The sequence below is a fragment of the Thioalkalivibrio versutus genome (assembly GCF_001020955.1).
GTDB lineage: Bacteria > Pseudomonadota > Gammaproteobacteria > Ectothiorhodospirales > Ectothiorhodospiraceae > Thioalkalivibrio > Thioalkalivibrio versutus.
The window spans coordinates 1,088,933-1,114,854 of sequence record NZ_CP011367.1 but is presented as its reverse complement, the minus strand read 5'-3'; the positions used below and the strand labels follow the sequence as shown (position 1 = coordinate 1,114,854).

The 25,922-nt window shown below is 63.0% G+C and carries 24 protein-coding genes and 1 pseudogene; 8 read left to right on the top strand and 17 right to left on the bottom strand.

Features of this window, described 5'->3' with window-relative positions:
- Positions 1-212: 212 nt before the first annotated feature.
- Both TVD_RS05255 and TVD_RS05250 read right to left on the bottom strand, forming a co-directional pair.
- Complete coding sequence (locus tag TVD_RS05255) at positions 213-3,545, bottom strand: putative bifunctional diguanylate cyclase/phosphodiesterase (RefSeq protein WP_047250994.1); 3,333 nt, start codon at positions 3,543-3,545, stop codon at positions 213-215.
- Between the two features lie 309 nt (positions 3,546-3,854).
- Positions 3,855-4,352, bottom strand: a complete 498-nt coding sequence (locus tag TVD_RS05250) for a DUF302 domain-containing protein (RefSeq protein ID WP_018951787.1) — start codon at positions 4,350-4,352, stop codon at positions 3,855-3,857.
- A 208-nt stretch (positions 4,353-4,560) separates the two neighbouring features.
- Between TVD_RS05250 and TVD_RS05245 the strand changes: the two genes are divergently transcribed.
- From TVD_RS05245 to TVD_RS05230, 4 genes are all read left to right on the top strand, one after another.
- Positions 4,561-4,785 carry a hypothetical protein gene (locus TVD_RS05245; RefSeq protein WP_018169561.1) on the top strand — a complete coding sequence of 75 codons (225 nt, stop codon included), beginning with the start codon at positions 4,561-4,563 and terminating at the stop codon, positions 4,783-4,785.
- Positions 4,786-4,839: 54 nt separating this feature from the next.
- Entirely contained in the window at positions 4,840-5,046 is a 207-nt protein-coding gene (locus tag TVD_RS05240) for a hypothetical protein (RefSeq protein ID WP_047250993.1), read from the top strand.
- Between the two features lie 1,724 nt (positions 5,047-6,770).
- Complete coding sequence (locus TVD_RS05235; protein ID WP_047250992.1) at positions 6,771-7,019, top strand: type II toxin-antitoxin system CcdA family antitoxin; 249 nt, start codon at positions 6,771-6,773, stop codon at positions 7,017-7,019.
- The gene (locus TVD_RS05230; RefSeq protein WP_018145905.1) at positions 7,019-7,333 is read left to right on the top strand and encodes a CcdB family protein; all 315 of its coding nucleotides are present in this window, start codon (positions 7,019-7,021) and stop codon (positions 7,331-7,333) included. The genes TVD_RS05235 and TVD_RS05230 overlap by 1 nt, the downstream gene beginning before the upstream one ends.
- A gap of 522 nt (positions 7,334-7,855) precedes the next feature.
- On the opposite strand, the gene TVD_RS05225 is transcribed toward TVD_RS05230, so the two are convergent.
- From TVD_RS05225 to TVD_RS05215, 5 genes and pseudogenes are all read right to left on the bottom strand, one after another.
- On the bottom strand, positions 7,856-8,137 hold the full coding sequence (locus TVD_RS05225) for a helix-turn-helix domain-containing protein (RefSeq protein ID WP_017926249.1): 282 nt from the start codon (positions 8,135-8,137) through the stop codon (positions 7,856-7,858).
- Positions 8,137-8,229: a type II toxin-antitoxin system RelE/ParE family toxin gene (locus TVD_RS14995; protein ID WP_276202102.1), complete on the bottom strand. Its 93-nt coding sequence runs from the start codon at positions 8,227-8,229 to the stop codon at positions 8,137-8,139. The genes TVD_RS05225 and TVD_RS14995 overlap by 1 nt, the downstream gene beginning before the upstream one ends.
- A gap of 112 nt (positions 8,230-8,341) precedes the next feature.
- Positions 8,342-8,470, bottom strand: a pseudogene (locus TVD_RS14990) (type II toxin-antitoxin system RelE/ParE family toxin); the annotation flags it as partial.
- A 329-nt stretch (positions 8,471-8,799) separates the two neighbouring features.
- Positions 8,800-9,351: a sugar transferase gene (locus TVD_RS05220; protein ID WP_047250991.1), complete on the bottom strand. Its 552-nt coding sequence runs from the start codon at positions 9,349-9,351 to the stop codon at positions 8,800-8,802.
- Between the two features lie 577 nt (positions 9,352-9,928).
- Positions 9,929-10,456 (bottom strand): hypothetical protein, encoded by a 528-nt coding sequence (locus tag TVD_RS05215; protein ID WP_047250990.1) that lies wholly within the window; start codon positions 10,454-10,456, stop codon positions 9,929-9,931.
- Positions 10,457-11,242: 786 nt separating this feature from the next.
- Between TVD_RS05215 and TVD_RS05210 the strand changes: the two genes are divergently transcribed.
- The 4 genes from TVD_RS05210 to hepT all read left to right on the top strand — a co-directional run bounded on the left by TVD_RS05210 (position 11,243) and on the right by hepT (position 13,255).
- Entirely contained in the window at positions 11,243-11,470 is a 228-nt protein-coding gene (locus tag TVD_RS05210) for a hypothetical protein (RefSeq protein WP_019611618.1), read from the top strand.
- Positions 11,467-11,865 (top strand): type II toxin-antitoxin system VapC family toxin, encoded by a 399-nt coding sequence (locus tag TVD_RS05205; RefSeq protein WP_047250989.1) that lies wholly within the window; start codon positions 11,467-11,469, stop codon positions 11,863-11,865. Before TVD_RS05210 ends, TVD_RS05205 begins: the two co-directional genes overlap by 4 nt.
- Positions 11,866-12,461: 596 nt before the next feature.
- Complete coding sequence (gene mntA / locus TVD_RS05195; protein ID WP_047250988.1) at positions 12,462-12,860, top strand: type VII toxin-antitoxin system MntA family adenylyltransferase antitoxin; 399 nt, start codon at positions 12,462-12,464, stop codon at positions 12,858-12,860.
- Complete coding sequence (gene hepT, locus TVD_RS05190) at positions 12,845-13,255, top strand: type VII toxin-antitoxin system HepT family RNase toxin (RefSeq protein WP_047250987.1); 411 nt, start codon at positions 12,845-12,847, stop codon at positions 13,253-13,255. Before mntA ends, hepT begins: the two co-directional genes overlap by 16 nt.
- Positions 13,256-13,314: 59 nt before the next feature.
- Here hepT and TVD_RS05185 read toward each other — a convergent pair whose 3' ends face one another.
- The 10 genes from TVD_RS05185 to TVD_RS14540 form a co-directional block, all read right to left on the bottom strand.
- Positions 13,315-14,256 (bottom strand): IS110 family transposase, encoded by a 942-nt coding sequence (locus TVD_RS05185; RefSeq protein ID WP_047250986.1) that lies wholly within the window; start codon positions 14,254-14,256, stop codon positions 13,315-13,317.
- A 260-nt stretch (positions 14,257-14,516) separates the two neighbouring features.
- On the bottom strand, positions 14,517-15,461 hold the full coding sequence (locus TVD_RS05180; protein WP_047250985.1) for a UDP-glucose 4-epimerase family protein: 945 nt from the start codon (positions 15,459-15,461) through the stop codon (positions 14,517-14,519).
- Between the two features lie 63 nt (positions 15,462-15,524).
- On the bottom strand, positions 15,525-16,466 hold the full coding sequence (locus tag TVD_RS05175; RefSeq protein ID WP_047250773.1) for an IS110 family transposase: 942 nt from the start codon (positions 16,464-16,466) through the stop codon (positions 15,525-15,527).
- 318 nt (positions 16,467-16,784) lie between these two features.
- On the bottom strand, positions 16,785-17,552 hold the full coding sequence (locus TVD_RS05170; RefSeq protein WP_047250984.1) for a glycosyltransferase family 2 protein: 768 nt from the start codon (positions 17,550-17,552) through the stop codon (positions 16,785-16,787).
- Positions 17,553-17,774: 222 nt separating this feature from the next.
- Complete coding sequence (locus tag TVD_RS05165) at positions 17,775-18,191, bottom strand: type II toxin-antitoxin system VapC family toxin (protein ID WP_047250983.1); 417 nt, start codon at positions 18,189-18,191, stop codon at positions 17,775-17,777.
- A complete protein-coding gene (locus tag TVD_RS05160) occupies positions 18,191-18,466 on the bottom strand; it encodes a type II toxin-antitoxin system Phd/YefM family antitoxin (RefSeq protein WP_024329939.1) in 276 nt (91 codons plus the stop codon). The genes TVD_RS05165 and TVD_RS05160 overlap by 1 nt, the downstream gene beginning before the upstream one ends.
- Before the next feature lie 73 nt (positions 18,467-18,539).
- Complete coding sequence (locus TVD_RS05155; RefSeq protein WP_205622088.1) at positions 18,540-19,232, bottom strand: transposase; 693 nt, start codon at positions 19,230-19,232, stop codon at positions 18,540-18,542.
- A gap of 84 nt (positions 19,233-19,316) precedes the next feature.
- Positions 19,317-21,611, bottom strand: coding sequence for an alginate lyase family protein (locus TVD_RS05150; RefSeq protein WP_047250981.1), 2,295 nt, complete (start codon positions 21,609-21,611; stop codon positions 19,317-19,319).
- A 71-nt stretch (positions 21,612-21,682) separates the two neighbouring features.
- Positions 21,683-22,651, bottom strand: a complete 969-nt coding sequence (locus tag TVD_RS05145; RefSeq protein WP_082119082.1) for an IS481 family transposase — start codon at positions 22,649-22,651, stop codon at positions 21,683-21,685.
- A gap of 213 nt (positions 22,652-22,864) precedes the next feature.
- Positions 22,865-25,894, bottom strand: a complete 3,030-nt coding sequence (locus TVD_RS14540) for a GT-D fold domain-containing protein (protein ID WP_156167504.1) — start codon at positions 25,892-25,894, stop codon at positions 22,865-22,867.
- Between the last annotated feature and the right edge of the window lie 28 nt (positions 25,895-25,922).

The following is a 25,922-nucleotide window of genomic DNA, read 5'->3' as shown; positions in this document are numbered from 1 at the left end:
GCGGGTAGTGGTTCTACCCGCAAGCGGCGCAACGCAGGATCGGGGAACAGGGGGCACCAACCCGACAAGTGATTGAAAGAGCGGGCTCGGCCGCTTTTGCGCGCGCACGGCGTTGCGGTTCCCTTGTGCAGAGTGACTGCACGGCAGTCACCGCGCCTTGTTCGCACGCAAAAGCGACTCGAGCGCGAACGTGCGATTAAATCAGCGTCTCCCTAGGGTGAAGGCGTGCCGGGAGCGCTGGTCAGCAAGGCCTCGAACTCGAGCGTCGGCACCGGGCGGCTGGCGTAGAACCCCTGATAGTGGTCGCAGCCCAGCTCGCGCAGAACCGCGAGCTGCTCGGCGGTCTCCACGCCTTCCGCCAGCACGGTCAGCCCAAGGCCATGGCCCAGGCCAACGATGGAGCGGGCAATGGAGCGATCGTCCGCGCTGCCGGCCGCATCGTCCTCGGCCAGGCCGTCGACGAAGCTCTTGTCGATCTTGAGCGTGTCCACCGGGAAACGCTTGAGCTGTGCCATGGAAGAGTACCCGGTGCCGAAGTCGTCGATCGCAAAGTGCACCCCGCGCTCGCGCAGACGCTGCAGGATGCGCCGGGCGCGGCTCGGGTCCGCCATCAACGCGGACTCGGTGATCTCCAGCTCCAGTTGATCCGCCGGGAACTCGAAGTCCTCCAGCAACTGGCCCACCTGCTGGTCGATCGGCACCCGCTGGAACTGCAGCGCCGAGACGTTCACCGCCAGGCGGATCGGCGGATAGCCCGCCGCGCGCCAGCGATGGCCCTGCTCGATCACCCGGCGCAGCACCCAGCCCCCTAGCTCCACGATCAGGCCGGTCTGCTCGGCCAGCGGGATAAAGCGCCCCGGCGAGATCGGACCCAGCTCGGGATCGGTCCAGCGCAACAGCGCCTCCGCCCCCAGCAGACGCCCGTCCTCGACGTTGTACTGCGGCTGGTAGTGGACCTCCAGCGCATCCGCCTCGATGGCGCGGCGCAGGCGCGCCGACAGGTCAATGCGCTCGCGTGCCGCACGGGTGAACTCGTCGGAGTAATACCGATAGCTCCCGCGCCCGTCCATCTTGGCCTGCGACAGCGCCGTGCTCGCCTGCTGCAGCAGGGTGTCGGCATCCACCCCATGGTCGGGAAAGACCGCGATGCCAACCGTCGCGGCAATCTCCATCTCCACGCCGTTGCCGAGATCGCAGGGGTAGCCCACCTCGCGGATGATGTTCTCCGCCACCAGCGCGGCGTCGTCCACATGCCCCAGGTTCTCCACCAGCACCGCGAACTCGTCGCTCGCCAGGCGGGCAACGGTATCGGTCCCGCGCCGCCCCACCTGCAGGCGCTCACCGACGATCTTCAGCAAGCGGTCGCCCGCGGCGTGGCCCTGGCTGTCGTTGATGTCCTTGAAGCGGTCGATATCCACGAACAGCAGCGCCAGATGCCCCTTGCGGCGACGCATCAACGAGATGCCGTGCGTCAGGCGTGCGCGCAGCAAGCGGCGATTCGGCAGCTCGGTCAGCGGATCGTGATGCGCGAGGAAATCGAGCTCCGCCTCCGACGCCTTGATCCGCGAGATATCCGCGAACACCGACACGTAATGTGTAAGGTGGCCCTGCTCGTCGCGCACCGCGGTAATGCTCTGCAACTCCGGGAAAATCTCGCCGTTCTTGCGCCGGTTCCAGATCTCGCCCTGCCAGTGACCGTTCACCTGCAGCTCGTGATACAGGTTGCTGTAGAACGCCTGATCGTGGCGCCCGGACTGGAACATCTTCGGCGTGTGCCCCACCACCTCGTCCTGGGTGTATCCCATCAACTGGGTAAACGCCCGGTTCACCGACAGGATGTGGGCGGTGGCATCCGTAATCACCACCCCTTCTCGGGTGTTCTCGAACACCACCGAGGCCAGCCGCTGCCGCTCTTCCTGTTCGCGCTGTTCGGTAATGTCCTCGACCGTCGCCACCACCCGGTCCAGCTCGCCCTGCGGCGTCCGGCTGCACTTCACGTCGATATCCGCGACCATCACCCGCCCATCGCGGCGCAGCAGGCGCTTCACCACGCTATAACCCGAACGGTCGCCACGGCGCATCTCCGCGTCCAGCACCGCCTCGCAGCCACGATCCTCGGGTATGGCCAGGCGGTCCCAGTCCATCGCCGCCAGCTCGTCCGGCGCATAACCCAGCATGTCGGCCAGGCACGCATTCACGCGCTCCCAGCCCTGACCCCGCGGCCCGGAAATCGCCATGCCGACAAACGGCATATCGAAAAAGATCCCGAGCAGCCGATCTTGATCGGCGTGAGCCCGCACCAGGACCAGGTTGCGCCGCAACCACTGCTGACGCCACAGCAACGCCCCCGCCCCGAGCACGACCAGCCAGACGAACAGCGTGGCCCCGGCCGCCCACGCCGCCTGCTGCCGTGGCAGCACCTGAAGCGCGTCGAGATCGCGCTTCAGCACCAGGTCCCAACCCGCGGGTGCCAGCCCCTGTACACCGGCAAGGAACGGACTGTCCGCGTCGTCAAAGCGCTCGATCACAACGTCGCCACGCGGATGATCCAGGACCCGTTCGCGCAGCCGGGGGAAGGCCGCAGGCGCCGGGATAATCAGGCCCCCGGACTCGGTGATCCGGGCAATCATGGCGCGCTGGTCGCCCTCGCGCACCACGATATGCGCCTGGGCATCCATGCCGTTGCGATTCTCGGTCAGGGTCAGCAACGGATGCAGGTTCTCGAGCGTCGATGACAGCAGCACCAGTCCCACCACCGGATCCTGCGGCGCCGCCCGGTCGCGCACCGGCACCGCCCAACTGATCCGCGGGCGCCGGTCCGGGTCCGCGTGCAGGATCGGCTCACTGGTCTCGCCACTGCGGCGCACCTCGCGCAGCACCGCGTCCATCGCGGCCTCGTCGAGGGCACTGCGGCCCAGTTCGATCACCGGCTGACGATCCGCATCCAGCAGGGCCACGCTGTCGTAATCATAAGCCGTGCGCATCAGCTCCAGGCGATCGAGCACCTGCTCCAGCGCCAGCGTCGAACGCCGCTCAAGGGCCGTGACCGCGAACAGGTTGAAGCCCCGCGCCTCGCCCAGAACCATCGCGTCGCCGGTGCGCTCCGCCAGCCATTGGTCGATCACGCCGCCCTTCAAAAAAACCGAGCGTTGCAAATCCTCATGTGCCTGCGATTCGGCGGCAGCCCCCTGCAAGTGCCACGCGCCCAGCCCTACGCCCGTGGTGGAGGCGATCACCGCCACGGCCAGCACCAGCCAGGGCCAGGAGCCGAACCGCGCCAGCTCCTCGCGCGCACCCGTACCCGACGCCTCGTCGCGCCAGGCCGGCAACCAGCGCATCGCGAGATAAAGCAGCGCCCCGGAGACCAGCACGAACCCAAAGCCCTTGCCCAGGTTCACCCGTGTCAGGGCGGTCGTGATGTCCGCCCCCGCCCACCAGGCCAGCGCCACATCGGACAGGGCAATCCACAACAGCCCCAGCACGACATAGGTGCCCGCAATCCACCCGGCCGCGAAGCGCCGCGACACCTGACGCCGAGTCGTCATCGGCGGTGCTCGCACGCGCTCGACCCGGACGCAAAAAAGCGCCGCGCCCCGTTTCCGGCTGGCGCGGCGCCCCATCGGGCCGAATCACTGCTAGTCGCGTCGTTTCTCGTCAATGCCAACGGCATCTGCATCGGGGGGCACCCCGTCTCCATTCAAGCGTTCATTGCACATTCCAGGGGAACCGGCGGGCTGTCATCCCCTCAGCCCCAACAACAAGGGACCCGCCGAAGCGGGCCCCACTGCACCGGGAACATCAGATCCAATCCAGCCTGCCGCCCGGTCTGCAATACTGGACTGTACCGGATTGCGTTACTCGGCGATGGCCCGCTCGATAATTGCCTCGATCTCGTCGGAAGACTTCTCCATCACTTCGGCCACGCCTTCCGGCATCATCGGCAGGAAATCCGGCACGTTCATCCGCGAGATGAACACGTCGCCCTGGCTGTCCTGATAAATGCTTACCCGGCAGGGCATGAAGGCGGAAACCGGCCGATACGCATCCTCTTCCAGGATCTGCGCGCTGTAGCGCCCGCTGCACACGTCCAGGATCACCACCGGATCAATGGTGAAACCGCGCTCGGACAGCGTCCCGGCCATGTTGTTGCGGTTCAGGATGCTCCAGCCGGCCTCGGACGCCTCGCGCTCGAACGCAGCCAGGGTTTCCGGGAACGAATGCGGGCTCTGCGTCACCTTCACCATCTCCGGCTGCTGATGGCCATGGTTATCGGCCTGCGCCGCACCGACAAACGTCAGCGCCAGCAGCATCGCCACCAGTGCGAGGAACCGCGGGCCGTGGCGCATGGTCATCACTTTAGAATGCATCATGGTTTCTCCTTTCCCGGGAAGCGGGAATGCTCGTGAAAGGCTGCCTCTTCGGTACGTTGGAGGCAGCAACGGTTATACAGGATAGCGCCCAACGAGCCCGGCTATCTTGATGCAGGTCAACCGAACACGAATCAGACCCGTTCTACACGGGTACAACCGACATCACCAACATCGCAACCAGGAGATCGACATGGAAGCCACACTGAAGGACGGAACGGTCACCCTGAAGATCGACAAGAAGACCGCGAAGGGCATCGCCGAAAACATCACCGAGCTCGAAGGCGAGATCAGCAACGGCGCAAGGGCACTGGGCTCCGTGCTGCAAGACGGCATCTACGAGCTGGAAAACGAATTCCGCCAGCCGCCGCATGCCTTCGACGAGCAGGCCCCCAAGCAGCCCTCCATCGAGGACTGAGCCCGCCGCCGCAAAGGCATCATCGACTCACCACAAGACACTAAGGAGCAGCACATGCACCTGGAAAAAGCGGAAAACGGGGAACTCGTCATCACCATGCCCCAGGCGGAAGCCGCCGACGCCCTGGCCACGCTCAAGAAGCGCGCCGACGACCTCGACGAATGCGAGGAGCTATCCAAGGCCCTGGAAAACGCCGGCATCCAACTGCCGGAGCAACCGGACCACATCCGCCACGAATACATGCCCCCCGCCGACCACTAAACCAGGCGCCGCCCCAACCTGTAGGAGCCCAGCCCCCTGGGCGATATGGGCCTAACCAACCCCCAATCGCCGAGAGGCTCGGCTCCTGCACGGCCCGGAGCCACAGAAGGTGCAAGAGCCAACCCTCGTGGGAGCGGCCCTGGCCGCGAAGCCCGCGCCACAGCCGACCATTGCACACCCCCAGATCCTTCCTCGCGACCACGATCCCTAATCCCGTCATCGCTAGGAGCAAAGCGACGCGGCGATTCCCTCGACCCACCCCAAACGCCAGCCCATTACCCCAGCCGTAATACCCGGCACGCAATTAAACTCCGAGACCTCGAATCACCCGAGAAAAGCCAGCAGCGGCGCCTTCCGCCTTCCACCCAACGGAAAGCCACCTCTCCGTCACAAGAACCAGAAAGAGAAAGAGCCACCTCGGCGTCCATGCCCAGGCGGCTCTTTCGGGGACTTCCTTGTCCCCGCGGCAGAAATTATCACAGCGAAAAAATTATTCCATTCACACGCCCGGAAAATCCGTCAGCGGTCGATTCCCACCCCTGAGCGGTAGTTTCGACTCCCGTCACAGCCCGTGATTCGCAACCCAACGCCCTTATTCCGCCCCTATTGACCGACCCACCGCGGCACCCGAACCCCCGAGGTCATCCCACCAGGGCGCCAGGCCTGAACACTGCATCCCAAAGCCGCCTCCCCCCTCGTCAATCCGGAGCGCCCCCTCGTCATCGCGAGGAGCAAAGCGACGTGGCGATCTCCTCGAGCGCCCCAAGCGCCCGCCCATTACCTGCGACCGTAGCGGCCCCACCCGTCATCCCGGCCGCAGCGCAGCGAAGAGCCGGGATCTCCAGCGCTGGATCCACCCAATGCCCAACAATCCCGAATCGCCGCCGAAGAACCAACAGTCGCAGGCCAACCTGCCCGAAAACCGATCTACCTTCACCACACCCAGAAAGAGAAAGAGCCACCCCAGCATCCTTGCCCGGGCGGCTCTTTCGGGAACGTCCATGTCCCCGCGACAGAAACTAGCACATAAAGTAGAGGATCCCAGCCCTGCAGCAGAAAAACCCGCCAACGGTCGATATCGGCCGGTCAGCGGTAGATTCTCATCATCTCAGCGTCCCACACATGACTGACCCTACCAGTTTCTCCGATCAGCATCCCGGAATCGCAGACGCCAAGCCCCCGCCCCGAGGCACACGCAACCCTGGCCGGAGACTAGCACCACCCTACCCCATCATCCCGGCCGCAACGCCCCTACCCCGCCATCCCGGCCCCAGCGCCACCCCACCCCGTCATCCCGGCCGTAGCGCAGCGAAGAGCCGGGATCTCCCACGGATGGAGCCCCACAGCCACTTTGCCATCCCTGGACGGTCGAGATCCCGGATAACGGCTTCGCCGTTTCCGGGATGACCGGGAAGGTCGATCCTGCGGGCGACGGAGCAATCCCTCTCCGTGGAATTCCCTTGTCATCGTCCCGGCCGCAACACCCCTGTCCCGTCATCCCGGCCCCCACACTCTGTCATCCCGGCCGCAGCGCAGCGAAGAGCCGGGATCTCCCACGCCGGACCAACACCAAACGCCGGTGCCACCATCTACACCTGAGATCCAGGACAACCGATACAACCGAAACCCAGAACGCATCACCATCTCTCAAATGACCGTAATTGACCCATATGATGAATGCGCACATTCTATGCGCATCGCATATGAACAGACCGGGAGCCACCATGAACCTCATGCCCTACAACACCGACGCCCCGCGCAAGGCCACCAACCTCACCGTCAATTCCGACCTTCTGGCTCAGGCGCGTGAACTGGGCATCAACCTCTCGGCCCTTTTCGAGCAGCAGTTAGTCCAGGCCGTGCGAGAAGCACGCCGCGATGCCTGGATCGCCGAGAACCGCCAGGCCCTGGCCGGATACAACCAGCGTGTTGCCGAGCGTGGCAGCTTCGGTGACCGCACTCGCCGCTTCTGATGGCCCAGTTCTCGGTCCACCGCAACCCATCCGCCGATACCGCATCCTGGGTACCGTACCTGCTGGTACTCCAGAACGACCTGCTCGCGGAGATCAGCACCGTGGTCGTGGCCCCGCTGATACACGCGGAGTCATTTGGCCTCCCCGCCCACATCCTCAACCCCGCCTTCACTATCGAAGGTCACCGGGTGGTATTGTCCACCGCCGAGCTTGCCGGGGTCTCCCGGACCACGTTAGGCGAAGAAGTCCTCTCCCTCGGCGGCGAACGAGACACCATCATGGCCGCCTGCGACTTCCTGTTTACGGGCATCTGATCGAGGCCCACGCGCCGCCCATCGTGTTCTGTGCCCGCCTCTTCAAGGTGACAATCCACCTGTGTCCGTTTCCTTCCCACGAGAGGCCCGCACGTCTCCGCATCCCTGTATTCGCTCAGAGCCGATCCTGCAAAAGCAGCCGGAACCAGAACCTCATGGCCTCGATATTGACCAAACCTTCCGTCATCCCGACCGCAGCGCCCCCATCCCGTCACCCCGGCCGCACCACCACCCCGTCATCCCGGCCGTAGCGCAGCGAAGAGCCGGGATCTCCCACGTCGGAACCACACCAAACGCCAAAGTCACCACCAACGCCAGAGATCCCGGATAACCGCAACGCGTTTTCCAGGATGACGAAGGATGGAGATATGGCTTTTCGACGGTGCCGGAAGCCGAAGAGAGGGACGTGATGCGGCTGCTAGACAGCAAAGGACGCCGCGCTCGGTTTGAGGGGCCCGACCAACGCCGGATCGGCCAGAGGGCTGGCCTCCTGCAAAACCGGCGGACTGCACCTTCGGGAGGTCAGGCCCGATCCTCCAGATGCAGTCGGAGCCGACGCCCCGTGGCCTCCGCATACCGGCAAAGGGTCTTCCAGGTAGGGGCCGACCGGCCACCCTCCAGCCGCGCCACCACCGACTGCGTGGTCCCCATGCGTCGGGCGACTTCTGCCTGGCTGAGGCCCGCCCTGGCGCGCGCGTCGAGCAGCGCCTCGATGAACTCGAACTCCGGCCCCAGCTGCTCATACTCGCGGCGTACCTCCGAGTCTTCCAGCAGCTCGGCTTTCAGTTCCTCATGGGTCTTCATCACAGATACTCCTCCCACCGCTTCCTGGCCGTATCAATCGCCCGACGCGGGGTCTTCTGGCTTTTCTTCACGAAGGCATGCAGAACAACCACCTCGCGTGAAGCTGCGCAGACATAAAGGCCCCGAGCAATCCCGTCCGACACGCCCCTTCAGCCGCAACTCCCAGATCTTGCCCTCCACCTGCCGCGCATGGGGCGTACCTAACACCCCCGGGCCGTGTTCCTGAATCACATCCACCAGCCGCAGATAACGAGCCTGAAGATCCGACGGCAGCGCCCTGATCTCCTTCTTGGCGAGTGGTACGACACGCACCTTCCATGGAGTATATCGCATTATTGCTATCTTCCTTCGCCATCCATGGCGTAATACCGTCCCCGAAGCCACTCAAGCCGCAGCGCCACCGACCCCGCGATCCCGGCCGCAGCACCACCCCGTCATCCCAGCCGCAGCGCCACCACTACAACGTCATCCCGGCCGTAGCGCCGCCCCACCTCGTCATCCCGGCCGTAGCGCAGCGAAGAGCCGGGATCTCCCACGTCGGACCAACGCCAAACGCCAGTACCACCACCCACGCCAGAGATCCCGGATAACCGCGACGCGGTTTCCGGGATGACGACGCATGGGACCTGGCTGTGAGGTAGTGCGGAAACCCGGAAACCGAACTACGGCCGAACCCGGTCCCCCGATCCGCGCCCCAGCACCGTCAGCACCAGATAACGGAAGTACGCCCGAACCGTCAGGGCATCCAGCATCTGCCGGTCCACCTCGGCCAGCTCGCGCGGCGTGGACATGTCGATCCCGCGAATCTGCGCCAGCCCGGTAATCCCCGGTCGCGCATCCAGCACTCCGCGCGCCGCCCGTTCCTGCAGCAGCTCTTCCTGGTTAAACAACCCCGGCCGCGGCCCCACCAGGCTCATCTCGCCCTTCAGCACATTCCACAGCTGCGGCAGCTCATCCAGCTTTGTCTTACGCAGAAAGCGCCCCAGGGGTGTCACCGACGAGGCCTCGGCCAGATGCGTCGCCACCGACGCCGTATCCGGCCGCATCGTGCGGAACTTCACCAGCACAAAAGGTCGCCGATGCCGCCCCACGCGCTCCTGCCGAAACACCGGCGATCGCGACTCCATCCAGCCCAGCACCCACAACACCAGCAACACCGGCGCCGCCACCACCAGCCCCAACACCGACAACACCACATCCAGAACCCGTATCAAAACACCCTCATCCTTATCGCCAAATGTGGAGCCGGGCCCTCTCGGCGAACACCCGAAAAAGCCCCCGTCATCTCGACCACAGCACCCTCACCGTCATCACGACGAGGAAAGCGAAGCGGCGATCTCCAAGTTCAACCCCCAAAGCCGGCCTTACCTCAATCGTGGGGGCGATCCTGGCCGCGAAGCCCCCGCCAAAGCCCGAAAACCACCAACCCTCAACGCCGCAACGTTCCCACCACCCACCGCGCTACCACCACCTGGTCATCCCGGCCGCAGCGCAGTGGAGAGCCGGGATCTCCCACGCCCACATCACCCCCAAAACGAAAAATCCCGAGCAACCGCGACACGGCTCCCGGGATGCTCATTACTCATACCACTACACCGACTCACAGCAGCCTCCGCACCGAACTCCAACCCTGTTCTGGGCCTATTGTGGGAACGGGCTCGCCCGCGAAGCCCCCGCCAAAGCCAGAAAACCACCAACCCCGGGGAAACAGTGCTCCGCGCACACAGCCGCCCCGGGCAAAACTTGCACGCCAGCCAGGCGCAGCCAGCGCGTCGATGGATCAATCCCTGGCTAGGCAGGCGGACCGGTTTCGGCCGAACGCCGGGCTCGCTCCAGAATCCGCGGCGCAACGAAGAGCGCCACCATACCGAACAGGTCGAGTGTCCCAATAATGCCAGCCGCAACCGCACTGAAGGGCGCAATCGCAACCGCCGCACCCAAGCCCGCAACCACAATGATCACTCCATAGCGTTGGCCTCGGCGGTCTTTTTCGATAGCGCCTTCCAGGCCGCGCTCCCGCACTCGGTGCGCGTGCATCTGCTCATCCACCGCCATCTGCACGATGGCGCGGCGAGTCGGCTCGTCAAAACGATTCAAGAGATCAGGGTGCGGCAATGGTCCGCTATATGATTCATGCCGCGTTGCCGCCATCACCAGCTCCGGTGGCCCGGCAACCAAAAGATCGGCGAGCCGCCGTTGCTCCTCCGCCGACAGGGAACCGGCCTCCAGCCTGTCCACCAATGCCACGAACGTACCGCCATTTTCGCTGGCGGCATCTGGCGGGTCCTCAGGTAGGCCCTCCGTCGGCCGATCGCTCATCCGTCATCTCCCTTCCCTGGCTGGATTCCACGCGCTCAATCCCTGCTCGCAACCGATCGCCCGCATAGGCCCAATGCAACGCCATACGCTGCTGTAGGGAACCAGCGGGCATAAATGCCGAGTAATCATGCGAAGGCCAAAAGTCCATCACCGACCCGGCGGCCAGCCACATCCTTCCAGTACTTCGCTGTCTCGTCTTCACCTTTTCACCACCATTGCTTCGATACCTGCCACAAGCCCATCTTGGCCCAGCCCGCCGCCACGTACAAATGCACCCGCCCCACCATCCACAACCCGCCCTCGCACCCGGCGTGCCCCCTACATTGTGGGAGCGGGCCTGCCCGCGAAGCCCCGCCAAAGTCCGAAAGCCACCAATCACACCCTCATCACCAGGCGACACCCCAACCACCCCGTCATCGCGAGGAGCCAAGCGACGGAGCGATCTCCAAAGCCAACCCACGCAGCCGATCCATCATCGGCGGCCGCAGCACCACCCCGTCATCCCGGCCATAGCACCACCCCACCCCGTCATCCCGGCCGTAGCGCAGCGAAGAGCCGGGATCTCCCACGTCAGAGAAACACCAACGCCAGTACCACCACTTACGTACGAGATCCCGGCTCTCCGCTGCGCTGCGGCCGGGATGACAGCAGGACCCTAAGCCAGCAGCGTAGGGTATTCGAAGCCCCAGCAAGGGCCTTCCCGGTACATCCCGTATTCACGGAACGATTGGCCAGGCGACACACTCGAACATATAATCCCACTTATATGCTTAGCAGGAGGAATGTATGGGCCAAGTCACCATCTACCTCGACAATGACCACGAACAGCGCCTCAAGCGCGCAGCTCAATCGGCCGGCATCCCCGTCAGCCGCTACGTCGCACGGCTGGTAGAAGAAAACACCCGAACCGAGTGGCCCGACTCCGTCCGCACCCTGGCCGGTCAATGGAATGACTTCCCCACGGCCGAGGAACTGCGCGACACGCCCCCGGACAGCCCCCGCGAAGCGCTGTGAAATACGCCCTGGACACCAACACCCTGATCTATTTCTTCAAGGGTCAGGGCAAGGTCCCCGAAAACCTGCTGGCCACAGCACCCTCCGACGTCCTCGTTCCCGCCATTGTGGTATACGAGCTCGAAACCGGCATCGCCAAGTCCAGCGAGCCCGAAAAACGCCAAAAGCAGCTGGCCGAGCTACTCGATGTCGTCACCGTCCTCCCGTTTGACCGACCCACCGCCAGCCATGCCGCCCGCATACGCGCCCACCTCGAGCAACAGGGCACACCCATCGGCCCCATGGACACACTGATCGCCGCCACTGCCCTGGCCCACAACGCGAGCCTCGTCACCCACAACGTGGCCGAGTTCCAACGGGTCCCCAGTCTCCCACTCACCGACTGGTTCACCTGACCCGCAAGGCCATCCCGACCACACCCCACTACAACCCGTCATCGCGAGGAGCAAAGCGACGAAGCGATCTCCAAAGCCAACCCCCGCAGCCGATCCATCATCGGCGGCCGCAGCGCCACCACTACAACGTCACCCCGGCCGCAGCGAAGCGAAGAGCCGGCATCGCGCACGGATGGGATTCCACAGCCACTGTGCTATCGCTGGACGATGGAGATCCCGGATAACGGCTTCGCCGTTTCCGGGGTGACCCGGGGGGGTTAATCCTGCGGGGCGACGGAGCAGGCAGTCTCCGTGGTAACCCCTTGCCGTCATCCCGGCCGCAGCGCTACCCCACACCGTCATCCTAGCCGTAGCGCCGCCCCACCATGTCATCCCGGCCGTAGCGAAGCGAAGAGCCGGGATCTCCCACGTCAGAGAAACATCAAACGCCGGTGCGGCCATACACGCCAGAGATCCCGGATAACCGCTCCAAAATTTCCGGGATGACGGCCAACAACAAAATCCTCTCCGCCCCAGTGTCTCCTCTGCTAAGAAGACGCCAATCGCCCATGAATGCGAACGTGCACATTCAGAGACATCTCCCTACACTGGGATGCATGAGCCATCGCACCGAAATCGATCGCATTCGTGCCGTGTTGCGACACCATAACGAGCTGGAACTAGCCATCCTGTTCGGATCCCTGGCGAGCGGAAAAATGCATCCACATAGCGATGTTGACCTGGCCGTCAGCGCGGGCGCGCCGCTTCCAGCCACCACGCGCATCGCGCTCATCGAAGAAATTGCCTCCACCACCGGGCGCCCTGTGGACCTCGTGGACCTCACCCAGGCCGGCGAACCCTTACTGGGCGAGATCGTCACACGCGGCATCCGCCTGACCGGACAAGACGAGGCCCACGCCCGCTTCCTCACGCGCCATTTGCTCGACCAGGCCGATTTCTCCCCCTACCGCGACCGCATTCTGGCCGAACGGAGACAAGCGTGGATCGCCGGGTAATCGAACAAAAGCTCGAAACGCTGCGCTATTGCGTCCAGCGGGTCGCGCAACGTTGCCCCGACGACCCCAACCAACTCCAGCAAGATCCGGACACACAGGACATCATTGCCCTCAACCTGTCCCGTGCGGTGCAACAATGTGTCGACATTGGAGCCCATCTCGTGACCTCCCTCGAACTACCACCCCCGGACACCATGGGCGAGACCTTCGACCGTCTCGCTGAAGGCGGCATCATTGAAGCGAGCCTGGCCGACCGGCTCAAGAAGGCCGTCGGCTTTCGCAACATCGCAGTCCATAACTACGAGCGCATCAACTGGGAGATCGTTCACGCCGTGTGCTCACGCCACCTCGACGACTTCCGGACCTTTGCACGCACAGTCAACGAACGCCTCTAACGCGTCACCCTTCAACCAGGTGCAACCATCGATTGGCACGAGCAGCCCCGTAGGAGATTCTATGTCTCTCCACAAGGGATCTTCGGTTGGTAATCGGTCTGATTTTTCATCAGGGCGAAGGCGACGCGGGCCAGCTTTCGAGCCAAGGCGTTCAGTGCCTGGGTCGTCGCCAGGCCACGGTCCAGGCAGCGCTGGTAGTAGTCGCTCCAGGCGGCTTTCGACTTGGCCTGCATCGCGGCCAGATAGAGCAGCCGTCGCAACGCCGGATCGGCCTGTTTGGTGAGTTTGCGCTGCCCCCGTTTCGTGCCGGAGTCGCGTATGCGGACATCCAACACCAGGAAGGCAACGAACGCATCTCCGCTGCGGAAGGCGCCGCGATGGAACGCCATCGTCAAGCCGGTGGCGGTGAGCGGGCCCACACCCTCGATCTGCTGGCAGCATCGGGCATGATCCGACCAGCCGGCGCTGCCGACCGTCTCGCGCAGCACACGCTGGAGGACAGCGGCGAGCCGACCGATCTCCCGGAGCAGATCCTTCAGATTGGCCTGCAGTTCGGGTACGCCTCGCAGGCTCTGCTCCAGCATGACCCGTGCCCGCACCAGCGTGGCACGCCGGCGCAGCAGCTTTTGCAGGGTCCGGTAGCCCTCGGGCGGCAGTGTCCAGGGGCGCAGTTCGTCCTGTTCGCGTTGCAGATAACGCACCAGAAGCCGAGCATCCCCGGCATCGGTCTTGGCCCGGCCACCGATGCTCTCGCGGTAGCGATTGAGGCGATAGCCATTGATCAGATACACCCGGTGGCCCTGATGATGAGCCTCCAGCGCCAGGGCCAAGTGATAGTCGTTGGTGGCTTCCAGGGCAAAGTCGGCTGGCCCCTCCAAGCCACGGACCCACCGGCGGATCGCCGGGAGCTCGTTGGGACACGGCTGTGCGGTTTCACCGTCGATGCTGATCCACAACTCGGCCTTGCCGACATCGACCCCGATCCGATGCGTTGCCATCATCACACCTCCCGAGCTAGCTTGGAGTTGTCTGTCGGGGCCTCACCGAACGCTGGCTTGCCATCTATCGTCGGTCCCGTGCCGATCGATTCCTTATCGGCGTTTAAGATGAGGGGTGGGACGAACTCTCCTACCGTCTGTGCCACAGGCCAGATGCCGGCCTCGTCCCTCCACCCCGACAGACCCTTTCTAGGCCTGCCACGGGTAAACATACAAGCGGCCTTGGCCGCGAAGCCCCCGCCAAAGCCAGAACACCGCCAACGCTACCGCCGCAACGGTGCAACAGCCCGCCGCAACCCCTCATCCAGCGAAACCGGCGGCACCCACCCCAGCACCTCCCGCGCCTTCGAAGCATCCACCTGCAACGACCCCAACAACCGCCGCGCCATCTCCCGCTTGCCCAGCGCCATCGCCCCGGCCCGCAACATCCACACCGGTACCGGCACCAACCGCGCCGGCCGCTCCAGCGCATCCCCCACCTTGCGCAACAACCCGGCCGTGGACACATCCTCTCCATCCGCCACCAGAAAGGTCTCCCCTGCCGCAGCCGGATGCTCCAGACACGTCACTATCAGATCCACAAGATTATCCAACGCCACCAACGAGCGCCGATTCTGCGTCACCGCCCCCAGCGGCAACGGCACACCCTTGTTCACCCAGCGCAGCAGACTGCCGAAATTGCCCGGCGCCCCAGGCCCGTACACCAGTGGCGGGCGCACCACCACCACCTCCATCCCCGTCGCGGCCGCCAGGTCCCAAAGCGCCTGCTCCGCCTCGTACTTGGAGACCGCATACGGCTCCTGCGGCGCCGGCACATCCCGCTCCGTAAACGGCCGCTGGGACGCGTTCCCATTCACCCCCACCGAGCTCACAAACAAAAAGCGGCGGACCCCAGAGTCCGCCGCTTGTCGCGCCAACCGCAATGCCCCGTCCAAATTCACCCGCCTGAACGCCTCCAGCGGATCCGCTTCCGGCTCATCCAGCACATGCGCCCGCGCCGCCATGTGCACCACCGCATCCAGCCCCCCGGGCAAGCCCACCTCCGCCCCGAACGCCTCCAGAGGTCCCAACGCCCATTCCTCTCCAAACAGGCCACGACGCTCGCGAACTCCAGCCACCGGCACCCAGCCCGAACCATCATCCGCTAGATGGCCGACCAGACCCTTCCCGACAAAACCGGACGCCCCCGTCACCAGCACCCGGCCCATCAAAGCCCCCACATCACCGTCAACACACACCCCTCATGCGAAACACAAGCCCCGTAGGAGATTCTATGTCTCTCCACAAGGGATCTTCGGTTGGTAATCGGTCTGATTTTTCATCAGGGCGAAGGCGACGCGGGCCAGCTTTCGAGCCAAGGCGTTCAGTGCCTGGGTCGTCGCCAGGCCACGGTCCAGGCAGCGCTGGTAGTAGTCGCTCCAGGCGGCTTTCGACTTGGCCTGCATCGCGGCCAGATAGAGCAGCCGTCGCAACTCCGGATCGCCCTGTTTGGTGAGTTTGCGCTGCCCCCGTTTCGTGCCGGAGTCGCGTATGCGGACATCCAACCCCAGGAAGGCAACGAACGCATCACCGCTGCGGAAGGCGCCGCGATGGAACGCCATCGTCAAGCCGGTGGCGGTGAGCGGGCCCACACCCTCGATCTGCTGGCAGCGTCGGGCATGATCCGACCAGCCGGCGCTGCCGACCGTCTCGCGCAGCACACGCTGGAGGACAGCGTCGAGCCGACCGATCTCCCGGAGCAGATCCTTCAGATTGGACTGCAGTTCGGGTACGCCTCGCAGGCTCTGCTCCAGCATGACCCGTGCCCGCACCAGCGTGGCACGCCGGCGCAGCAGCTTTTGCAGGGTCCGGTAGCCCTCGGGCGGCGGTGTCCAGGGGCGCAGTTCGTCCTGTTCGCGTTGCAGATAACGCACCAGAAGCCGAGCATCCCCGGCATCGGTCTTGGCCCGGCCACCGATGCTCTCGCGGTAGCGATTGAGGCGATAGCCATTGATCAGATACACCCGGTGGCCCTGATGATGAGCCTCCAGCGCCAGGGCCAAGTGATAGTCGTTGGTGGCTTCCAGGGCAAAGTCGGCTGGCCCCTCCAAGCCACGGACCCACCGGCGGATCGCCGGGAGCTCGTTGGGACACGGCTGTGCGGTTTCACCGTCGATGCTGATCCACAACTCGGCCTTGCCGACATCGACCCCGATCCGATGCGTTGCCATCATCACACCTCCCGAGCTAGCTTGGAGTTGTCTGTCGGGGCCTCACCGAACGCTGGCTTGCCATCTATCGTCGGTCCCGTGCCGATCGATTCCTTATCGGCGTTTAAGGTGAGGGGTGGGACGAACTCTCCTACCGTCTGTGCCACAGGCCAGATGCCGGCCTCGTCCCTCCACCCCGACAGACCCTTTCTAGGCCTGCCACGGGTAAACATACAAGCGGGCTCGCCAGCGAAACCCCGAAAGCCACCTGGTCACGATCTCAGCTCGCGATACGAAACCGCCGCCGCGCCATAGCGCCCACAACGACACCCACGCCCAGGATCACCCACCGACCGGATGCAACCACCCCAATCGCCGCGCCACCCGCGGTAGCTGATTCCGCACAGCAGCACGTCCCGTCTGATGGGCCAGACAATACGCCGACCGCACCCGCGACAACCCCTCCAGCTCCCGATACACCCGCCAGGTGTACCCCGCCGTCGTCAGCTTGTTGGACGAAACCGACCCCGACCGAACCGTATACCGCACCAACGGCTCATTCAGCCCGTACGCAAACTCCACCCGTTTCAACAGACGCAACCACAACCCGTAATCCTGCCGACGATCAATCAGCGGCATCTCCACCTTGCCGAAAAACCGGGTGTCGTACATCGCCGTGGAGCAACCAATGTAGTTCGTCTTCAGCAGTTCCTCATACCCTACCCGCTCCGGTACACCTGCCACAGCCAGCCGGTTACCCTGCTCATCGAACCGCTCCATCGCCGTAAAGCTGAACACCGCGCCGCGCTCCATCAACGCGACCTGCCGGCTCAGCTTCTCCGGCTCCCAGGCATCGTCACTATCCAGAAACGCGATATACCGGCCCCGCGCCTCCCGAATGCCCGCATTCCGTGCTACCGCCGGCCCGCCATTGCGCTCCAGGCGCAACACCCGAACCCGCGCATCACCCGCCGCCAGCGCCTCCACCCGAGCCACCGAGTCATCCGTGGAAGCATCGTCCACCACCAGCAGCTCCCAGGCCGCCAGCGACTGCCCCAGCACCGAACGCACACCCGCCTCGACCCGATCCGCCGCGTTGTGCATCGGCATCACCACAGAAACCCGCAGCGTGGCCGAATCCTGAAAAAAAGGGGACAGCCCCCTGTATCCACCTTTATCCACTACACAATCCCGCCAACCCTTTCCCAGCCCGGCACCCGCACACCCTTCCGCTGGTACTCGCCCTCGCCCCCGTAAATCAGCGTCGGCGAGCGGGCCATGTCACCGGCCAGCGGCAAATTGGGGACAGATTTATTTTCCCGTTCAGCTACATCAGGGTGGAATCCGCTCAACACGAAGGCCAGGGATCTTCTCGAAGTCGCTATCCCCCGTCACGAAGGCCCCTTTTGGATCGACCGTGAGCAGGCTCGCCGCCTGGATGGCATCGGGCGTGCGCAGTCCGCGATGGGCGCGCAGTTCCGTCGCCTTGTCCAGGACGGCCGTCTCCAGCGCGACGACCGACAGACCTGGATCCTCGAAAAACGCATCCAGCCGTTCCAGCGCTCGAGCATTCGACTCCCGTAGCGGCCGCACCCGGCATTCCAGACGACTCAAGGCAGAGACCACCAGCACAGGCGGTTCGCCCGCTTCACGCTCCAGCCGCCGGAGTACCTGACGAACGGCCTCCCGGGTGAGTGCGTCACCCTCCAGCAGGTAGATCACGGCACTGGCGTCGAGAAACGCCAGCATCAATCATTCCAGCCTTCGCGCTCCGCCTGGAGTTCACGGTCCAGTTCCGAGCGACTTCGCGGTTTAGAGGGAGCCGAATCTTCTTCCAGCAGCCGGTTCCATAGCCGCGCGCGGGCCTCAACACCGGTCGTCAACTGCTGGAAAGATTCCTCGCTCAAGATCACGTAGCGTGGTCGATTACGCTGGATGACGTGCACCGGCCCTTTTTTCAACGCCTGATCGACTGCACTGATGCCACGTCGCTTGATTTCCTGCGCCGAGATAACGGTTTCCATCAGTCGCTCCAGTACGGATTTCGGTACCTAGAATAGCACTGGATACAGCAGAACCGGGGACACATTTATTTTCTCACCCCCGGCGTGATGACGGGCGGCCGGGGCGGCGGCGCTCGACGCCTACACCGAGGTTCTGCTCCACCTCGTCCACGAACCGCGGGTTGCCGGTGAGCTGGCCGCGCTGCAGGGCCTCGCGCATCAGCGTCAGCTCCTGCTCCGGCACGCCCTGCTCCACGAACCGGGCGTATCGCGCGCGCCGCTCGGCTTCACGGTTCGCCAGGTCCAGGTACGCCGGATCCGGATCGATCCAGCAGTCCTCCTCGCCCATGCGCTGGCGGTAGCTGGACCAGACATAGTCACCGGCCGCAGGCACCATGCGCGCCCGCACCGGGTTCAGCTCGATGTAGCGCGTGCAGGCGAGCAGATAAGTCTCCGTCTGCACCGGGCTGGACTTGTAGCGCCCCTCCCACAACGTACCGGAGCGGCCCTCCAGCCGATTCCGATACCGCGTGGCACGCGCCGCCAGTGCCTTCATCAGACGGCCCATCGCCGCGACCTCCTCGCCCGGCCCCAGCAACAGGTGAACATGGTTGGTCATCAGGCAGTACGCATACACCCGAATCTCCAGCGCCGCGCTCAGCTCCCGCAGATCCTCCAGGTACCGCTCGTAATCCTCGGCCCCGGCAAACACCACCTGCCGGTTATGTCCCCGCTGCACCACATGGTGCGGCATATGCGGCAACACCACTCGCGCCATCCTTGGCATGCCTTCCCTCCCTGGTCATTCCTCCCGACCGCCACATCCGTGCAGCGGAAAATAAATCTGTCCCCGTTTTGGGATCAGCCAGGCTCACGAATCCGACTGCAGGGTGAACTGCCAGAACGGCGGAATCCCGTCGTGCGGGAAGAAGACAGGCTTTACGTCAGTCGACGCCGGAATCTCTGCCAGTTCGACAGGGGGCTCACCGTATTTCTCCAGGTAAGCAAACAGGATGGGATAAAAGCGCTCCTCATCGAATGCATCGATCTGCTGGTACGGCCACGGCTTGCCCATGTGTGCGAGCAGCCACTCCATACCCCGGCGCAGGCCCTGCCCCTCCGGCCCCTCGAAGGACCAGAGATCCTCGCCGACGGACTCACCTAGCCGCGCCAGATGGATCCAGCCCTGGATGGTGAAGCACTCGTAGTGGGCGGAAGTGGTGCGAGCGAGTTCCTTCGGCAAACGGCCATCGGGCGCGAACTGCGCGAGAATCCTTGAGCGACTGTCGCGCAGCGTTTCCCGCACCAGCCTCCATTCGCCTAGAAACGCCGCAATGGAGGCAATCTGCAGGTCGTAATAGGTGCCATGGTTGTTCTCCGAGGCGCGTTCCCCCACACCCTGCGGGCTGGTCCGAAGCCAGTCGAGATACCGTCCCAGCCAGTTCTCCAGCCCGGAGCGGTCGGAGTCGGTCAGCGCCCCGTTCCGCAGCAGCAGACGCAAGCCATCCAGTAAGCAATACAGATCCTTGAATTCGATGAGACCGGAACTGGAACCACGGTTCTGGTTGTGTCCCCGCCGCACTTGTGCGTACTCCAAGTGCGGATTCATCGCCGTATCTTCCTCCAGGAACCAGCGCCGGATGAGCCTGGTCGCGTGCGTGCCATAGCGCTCGTCCCCGGTGGCGTGGTGCGCCAACGCCAGCACGAGCCCATCGTCGAACAGGCGCTGCAGCCGCGTACGGTCGTAGCGGTCGCTTTCCGGTTCATACAACCGCGTGCCCGGGACCCGTTCACCGTCCCGCATCACATAGGGCAGGCCAGGAATTCGCAGCGGATGCGGCCAGTAGTAAGGCGCCGGATGCCAGTAATCATGCGCATCCCCACTGGGGGGCAGTGTCGTCTTGTCGACCACACTGAACGGCCCGCGCCCGAGCGCCTCGTTCGCGTATGCCAGAAGTGGCTCGTGCAGGGACTGCGCCAGCCTTTCGTCGGCCAGGCGATCCTCGTTGATCACGCACAGAGCCAGCCGACCGCGCCCCTCATCAAACGCAAGCTCGTCGACGCGCTCCAGCATCGCCCCCACGGCCTCGATCCGCGCAAGCCCACGACTCTGAAACGCCTCGTCCCTTTTCGAAACCTCCTGCTCCGCCCGGCCGGAGAACAGCCGCGCCACCCAGCCACATTCGGTATAGCAACCGGCCTCGTCGGCAAACGCGGGGAAGTCCAGATCCCAGGGCTCCCGCAGCCACTCATCCCACGGCCCCTTCACCCCCAGCCGCCACAGCAGCTCCACCTTGGGCCGGCGACCATAGAAGAACGCCTCGTCGAACTCTTCCCGTGCGTCCCAATGGAACAGAACCTGCGGTTCTTCTTTTGCCTCCGGCCGAAAACCTTCCTGCCGCAGATCCTCATTCCCGGTAATCCGCGCCATCGGCACGATGTGGTAAGTCCGTTCCGGCCGCGCGCGCACGCCCGCCACGATCTCGTCCCAGGCCTCGCGCGTCACAAAGCAGTTGCCGTCCCAGGGCAACACCCACTCCGCACGGCCGCGACCGCCCCGCAGCGCCGCGTTGCGCGCCCCGTTGTTGTTCATCACATAATTGTTCTTGTGCCGATACAGGCGCATCAGCACCCGCCCCTGCATCAGCTCGGAAAGCTGCTGGAACCCACGGGTCCCCGGCGCGTACTCCGGCGGCACCCCGCACGCGTCCCAGCCAATCGCCCGGTACTCGTCCCAGCGAAACGGGATGTGCACGTACTCCTGCCCGGCCTCCTCCAGAAGCCGCAGGATCGCCTCTTCCTCGCCGGGGTCCACAATACGATTGACCACCCACCGCTTCTCGCAACCGGAAAGTTCCGGTTCGTGCTCCAGAATCCACGCAACGTTCTCGCGCGACTGCCCCACCCGGTGCCGGGGCCACAGATCATTCCCCACGATCCGGTACAACACGAACTCGCTGCCGGTCCGACCCCCCGCCCGAACCCCACCACCCGGCTCACGACAGGCCGGCGGCTCCCCGCGATCCCGCGCCCGCGGCATCGCTGACGCCGCCGGACCCCTGCCCGCCTGCAACCCGAACACCAACGACCTCAGGTCCACAAACGGCCCTACCATGGCATACACAGGCCGTACCAACGGCCATGCACGCGAATGCCGAACCACCATCGCCACCCGGGATACCAATCTGCTCCAGTTCACAAAGTTCCGCATCCAAGTTTCTGTCAGGTCTCGCCTGGTCATATACCCATTTTCGAAACGAATCGGGGGCGTTCATGCTGCCAGGCCTTGAGGGTTTCCACCGGGGTCCGATGGCCCAGCGCCTTCTGGCCGATGTGATGGTTGTACAGCCGCTGGTAGTGCCGCAGCGCCTCGTCCAGGTGCTGGCCGGAGTCGAAGTGGCGGGTCCGCAGCAGATCGGCGATGCGCCCGTTGAAGCGTTCGACCATGCCGTTGGTCTGGGGCCGCTTGGGCCGGATCAGGCGATGCTCGATCCCGTGTTCGACGCACAGCCGGTCGAAGGGGTGATGCCCCGTCGGCTCCCGCTCCCCGGTCGCCGCAAAGCGGTCGGTGAACTCCTTGCCGTTGTCGGTGACGAGGTGGGTGATATGGAACGGCGCTTTCTCGAGAAGCTTCTTCAGGAAGCCGCGCGCGGCCTCGGCGCTCTTGGTGCGCCGCACCTCCAGATAGACCCAACGGCTGGCCCGGTCGATGGCCACGAACAGGTAGCCCCGCGAGGCCTGATCCGCCATCTGCGGCAGGTACTTCACGTCCACATGCACAAAGCCCGGCACGTAGTCCTTGAACGGCTTGTGCGCCGGTTCCTCGGGTTCCCCGTCGCGTTCCCGCTGCAGGGCCCGCAGGTCGCCCACGCCGTGCCGGCGCAGGCAGCGCGCCAGCGCCGCCCGGCTGAGATCCGGGTTCAGGAACTCGCGCGCCACGATCAGCAGGTCATCCAGCGACAGCAGGGCCACTTCCCGAACCTGGACCATGATCGACTCCTGCTCCGGGGTCAGGGTCGTGTGCAGCCGCTTGGGGCAATGAGAGTTATCCTCCACGTCCCGGCGGTAGCGCCACTTGCGCACGGTCATGCGGGTAATGCCGTAGCGCCGGGCCAGCTCGGGGTCGCTCACGCCCGGCGGCGCCTCCTGCAGCTCTCGCCGGATCTGAGGCGTGGTGCGCGCGTTCGAATGGATCGTCCTCGCCATGCTATCCGTCCTGCGTGGAGCCGTCGCACACGATACTCAGCCACTCCCGGCCACGAAACAGGGGTGCCTTCTCGTGCGGTATAGAATCATCCGTTACCCAACACTTAACCCATCCCCTCAAACACCATACAGTCTTTGCATTAACCAAACTCTCGAACAAAAAATAACACATCGAGCCAATCACCAACTTACCACCCGCGATAATGCCGCCGATTACCGAAGATTCCCTCCCCCACCCCGTATCCATTCGTCTATAACGTGTCCGAGGTCGATCACCACCGCTCCCTTCGCTCGAGCCCTATCGACGAGAATCTTTCCGATAACCCCACCCGCGACGAGCACCAAAGAACCCGGCTTCGCCACGCCCTCAACATCCTCGATCACACGTTCATAGACCTCTGGCAGTTTCTTATCACCCTTATTATAACTTTCGCTATCATCCGTATTTTTATGAGTCGGCAGCGTGACGTAACAGAAGTCACCATGCGCCCGAAGAATCGCCGGAACTCTCTCTCGCTTGACACTCGCAACAATAATCAACCGATCCGCGCGGCGGGCCAATGCAGATATTGTGCCTAGATCCCCAAAAAGCCCCGTATTAACGTAGGTTTCGGTAAACATCGTTGATGCGCCAACAACACTTGGAATCCCCATCAAGACACTCACTAGCCCCCTAAATTGTAAAGTATCCTGAAGCGAGTCCGTCTTCAATGAGACATCACGAATAAACCGCTGAATCGAGGGGATCCCAACCAAGTCCGCATTTGCTACGGCCTCCTTTGCCTCTTTCACGATCTTCGACCTCTGCGCAACCTCAAGACGCTCTCCCCACCAATGGCGTTCGCACGCCACCACGTCACCCGGAGAAAAGTAGCCACATTCAGTAAAAAGGTACCCTTCCCTATCACCCAATCGAACGCAGGAAAACGCTTCCTTCGAATCAATAGCCTGGCCGATACGGGACAGAAGCGAAGACCGATTATCGCCTTCTGACCGTATATCCATAAAACGCATTCGATCGCGAATTGCATCATATAACGGCGTCACATCACTCTTAAACTCGCGCGCCACGCCCGCTGGCGCAAGCGCGAGGAACTGCCGCTCCGCTTCCAAGTGATCCCACCCCCCCTCAATCCAACCCGACAAATACTCGAGATTACGTAACTTGAGGGATTCGAATGGCGTTGCCATGGCTTTCATTACTTCAAGCCGCGTAGACACCTTGTCCCAATGTCCATTATATGCGTAGCACCTAAGGACTTGGAACCGATGCTTCAACGACATCTCCTCGAATTCCACAACCTCATGTTCGAGCAACCGGTCCAATTGCCTAGACAGACAACCTCTCATAGCCAAAAGAAGCACAACCTTCAGTAGCCTTTTCCTTACATGAAAATCCAGAGGTCTTGAATGAAGCCACGCCAGAACCATCTCGACGTCCGTAGCGTTAACCTGAGCATTCGAACGAATCTTTTTCCTCAAATACAAATACAACTGCGACGCACTGCCCCATGGCGGACCGATCGCGGCGGAGGGAAGACAATCAATAGGGTTATTATGCCTCTGCAAGACTTCGTCCGCGGCATCAATGAGGATTATCGGGTTAATTACGCCCACATTTTCCGCCCTTACGAGCCATTTAATCGGATCACGCACCTGACTAATCGAAAAGACCGCGAAGTTCTTTTTCCGCGCCCCCACATCGTGTGCGCGTGCCTGGATCTCTTGGACGGCCCCACTCACCCCTAAGTTGTCGCCCCCCCTTTCCGGCTTACCACTATCTGCAACAAGGTTGTTCGCTTTTGTCAGCACCCGGTGCGCCCGCCCGATAAAAGCGTGAAGGGGACCGATAATGCGCTTTGCCAAAACAGGGTATCGACGAATGAGCGATCTACCCGCGCTCTTGGTCTTCCGCTTTAGATACCTTCGTGTCCTTCTAGCCGACGCCTCAGCATAGCAAGGCGATGTTGTCTCAGCCATAATCTCTTTCATTGCCTCCAGAACCAATTGCGCGTTTGCCTCTGACGAGCCTTTATCCGGACACCATTGCGAGAATTCGTGCTTCCATCGTTCATCAAGCACGTAGGCATCCCAAAATCGTCCGCCTAATTGGTCAACAGCCACTTCCTTGGTCAGCCGATTACCTACAAAACCGTAATAGTCCGCTTCGACTGGATCGAAACCAAAATATTGATAAACCGGTATACCATTTCTGAGCAATTCAATCGCCACTGCAGAATTTCCGACCACCGCAATATGGTCTTTGCTCGGAAACGTATCAAGAAGCGTGACGCCGGTTTGCTCGTGCAGCTCTTGTAGCGATCTCGCTGCGCCGGGATGCAGTTTAATCGCTAGGCTAGACACGTGGGGGTTCCCCATAAGGCGCTTTACCACATCGACAAGTGCGTTGAAGAAAACGCGCGACGTCGGGTAGATAACTACATAGCAATTGCCCTCTCGCGGAACGCCCAGAGCGTCTAGATTAGGATCTGTCATACTACGCGACAAGATGTACGTATTGCCTCGGACCGGACCAATATCTTCATATGTCTCAAGAGACTTTCGATTTCTAAGTAAGCTATGCTCAAAGTCCAACGGAGGAAAGCACGATGCCACTTCCGCGTGCTGAAGATAGATGCGCGGCACCCCAAGCGCCTTCATCACCATTGACAAAGCCACCCGTGCTGGCGAATGGTCGTTCGCCTGCACTAGCGCTGACGGGAGAACGGCTCCACGATCAGTAAATGCGAGTACAAAACCAAGGAAAGCCTTGCTATAAAGCATTTGCTGATGAACAAGACTCGACGTTACCCCCCATCGCCCTTCGTAGAATTCCCGTACGTCGGAACGCACTGTCGCCAGATACTGATTGAGTTCTGGTGCACGGTGGCTACATACATACCGTTTTGCCGTTGCGTAGTTCTTATTCAGAATCTCGATCCCAAGGGGAGCACAGAGACGTTCAAAAAACTCGAATTCTTGTAGATTATTATGTGTCTTTCCGTCGCATACAAAACCGCTATGAAGGGCAAGAACGGTTTTCGGTTGCCAGTTTCGAAAACCTTCTTCCACCAACGCAATAGCTCGGGCTCTCGCCTCCACAGTTTCGAGACCGGCAGGAAATTGAGCCACCTCCTTTTCAGGAAGCCGGTGCGCCAACAAATCATCGTACCCTTGGTTACCGTCGATGACACGGGCGACACGCTCAAGTCCTTCCGAATGAAACCGAAGAACCTTGCTCATGAAACGAGGATCCACTCGGCCTCGCGAC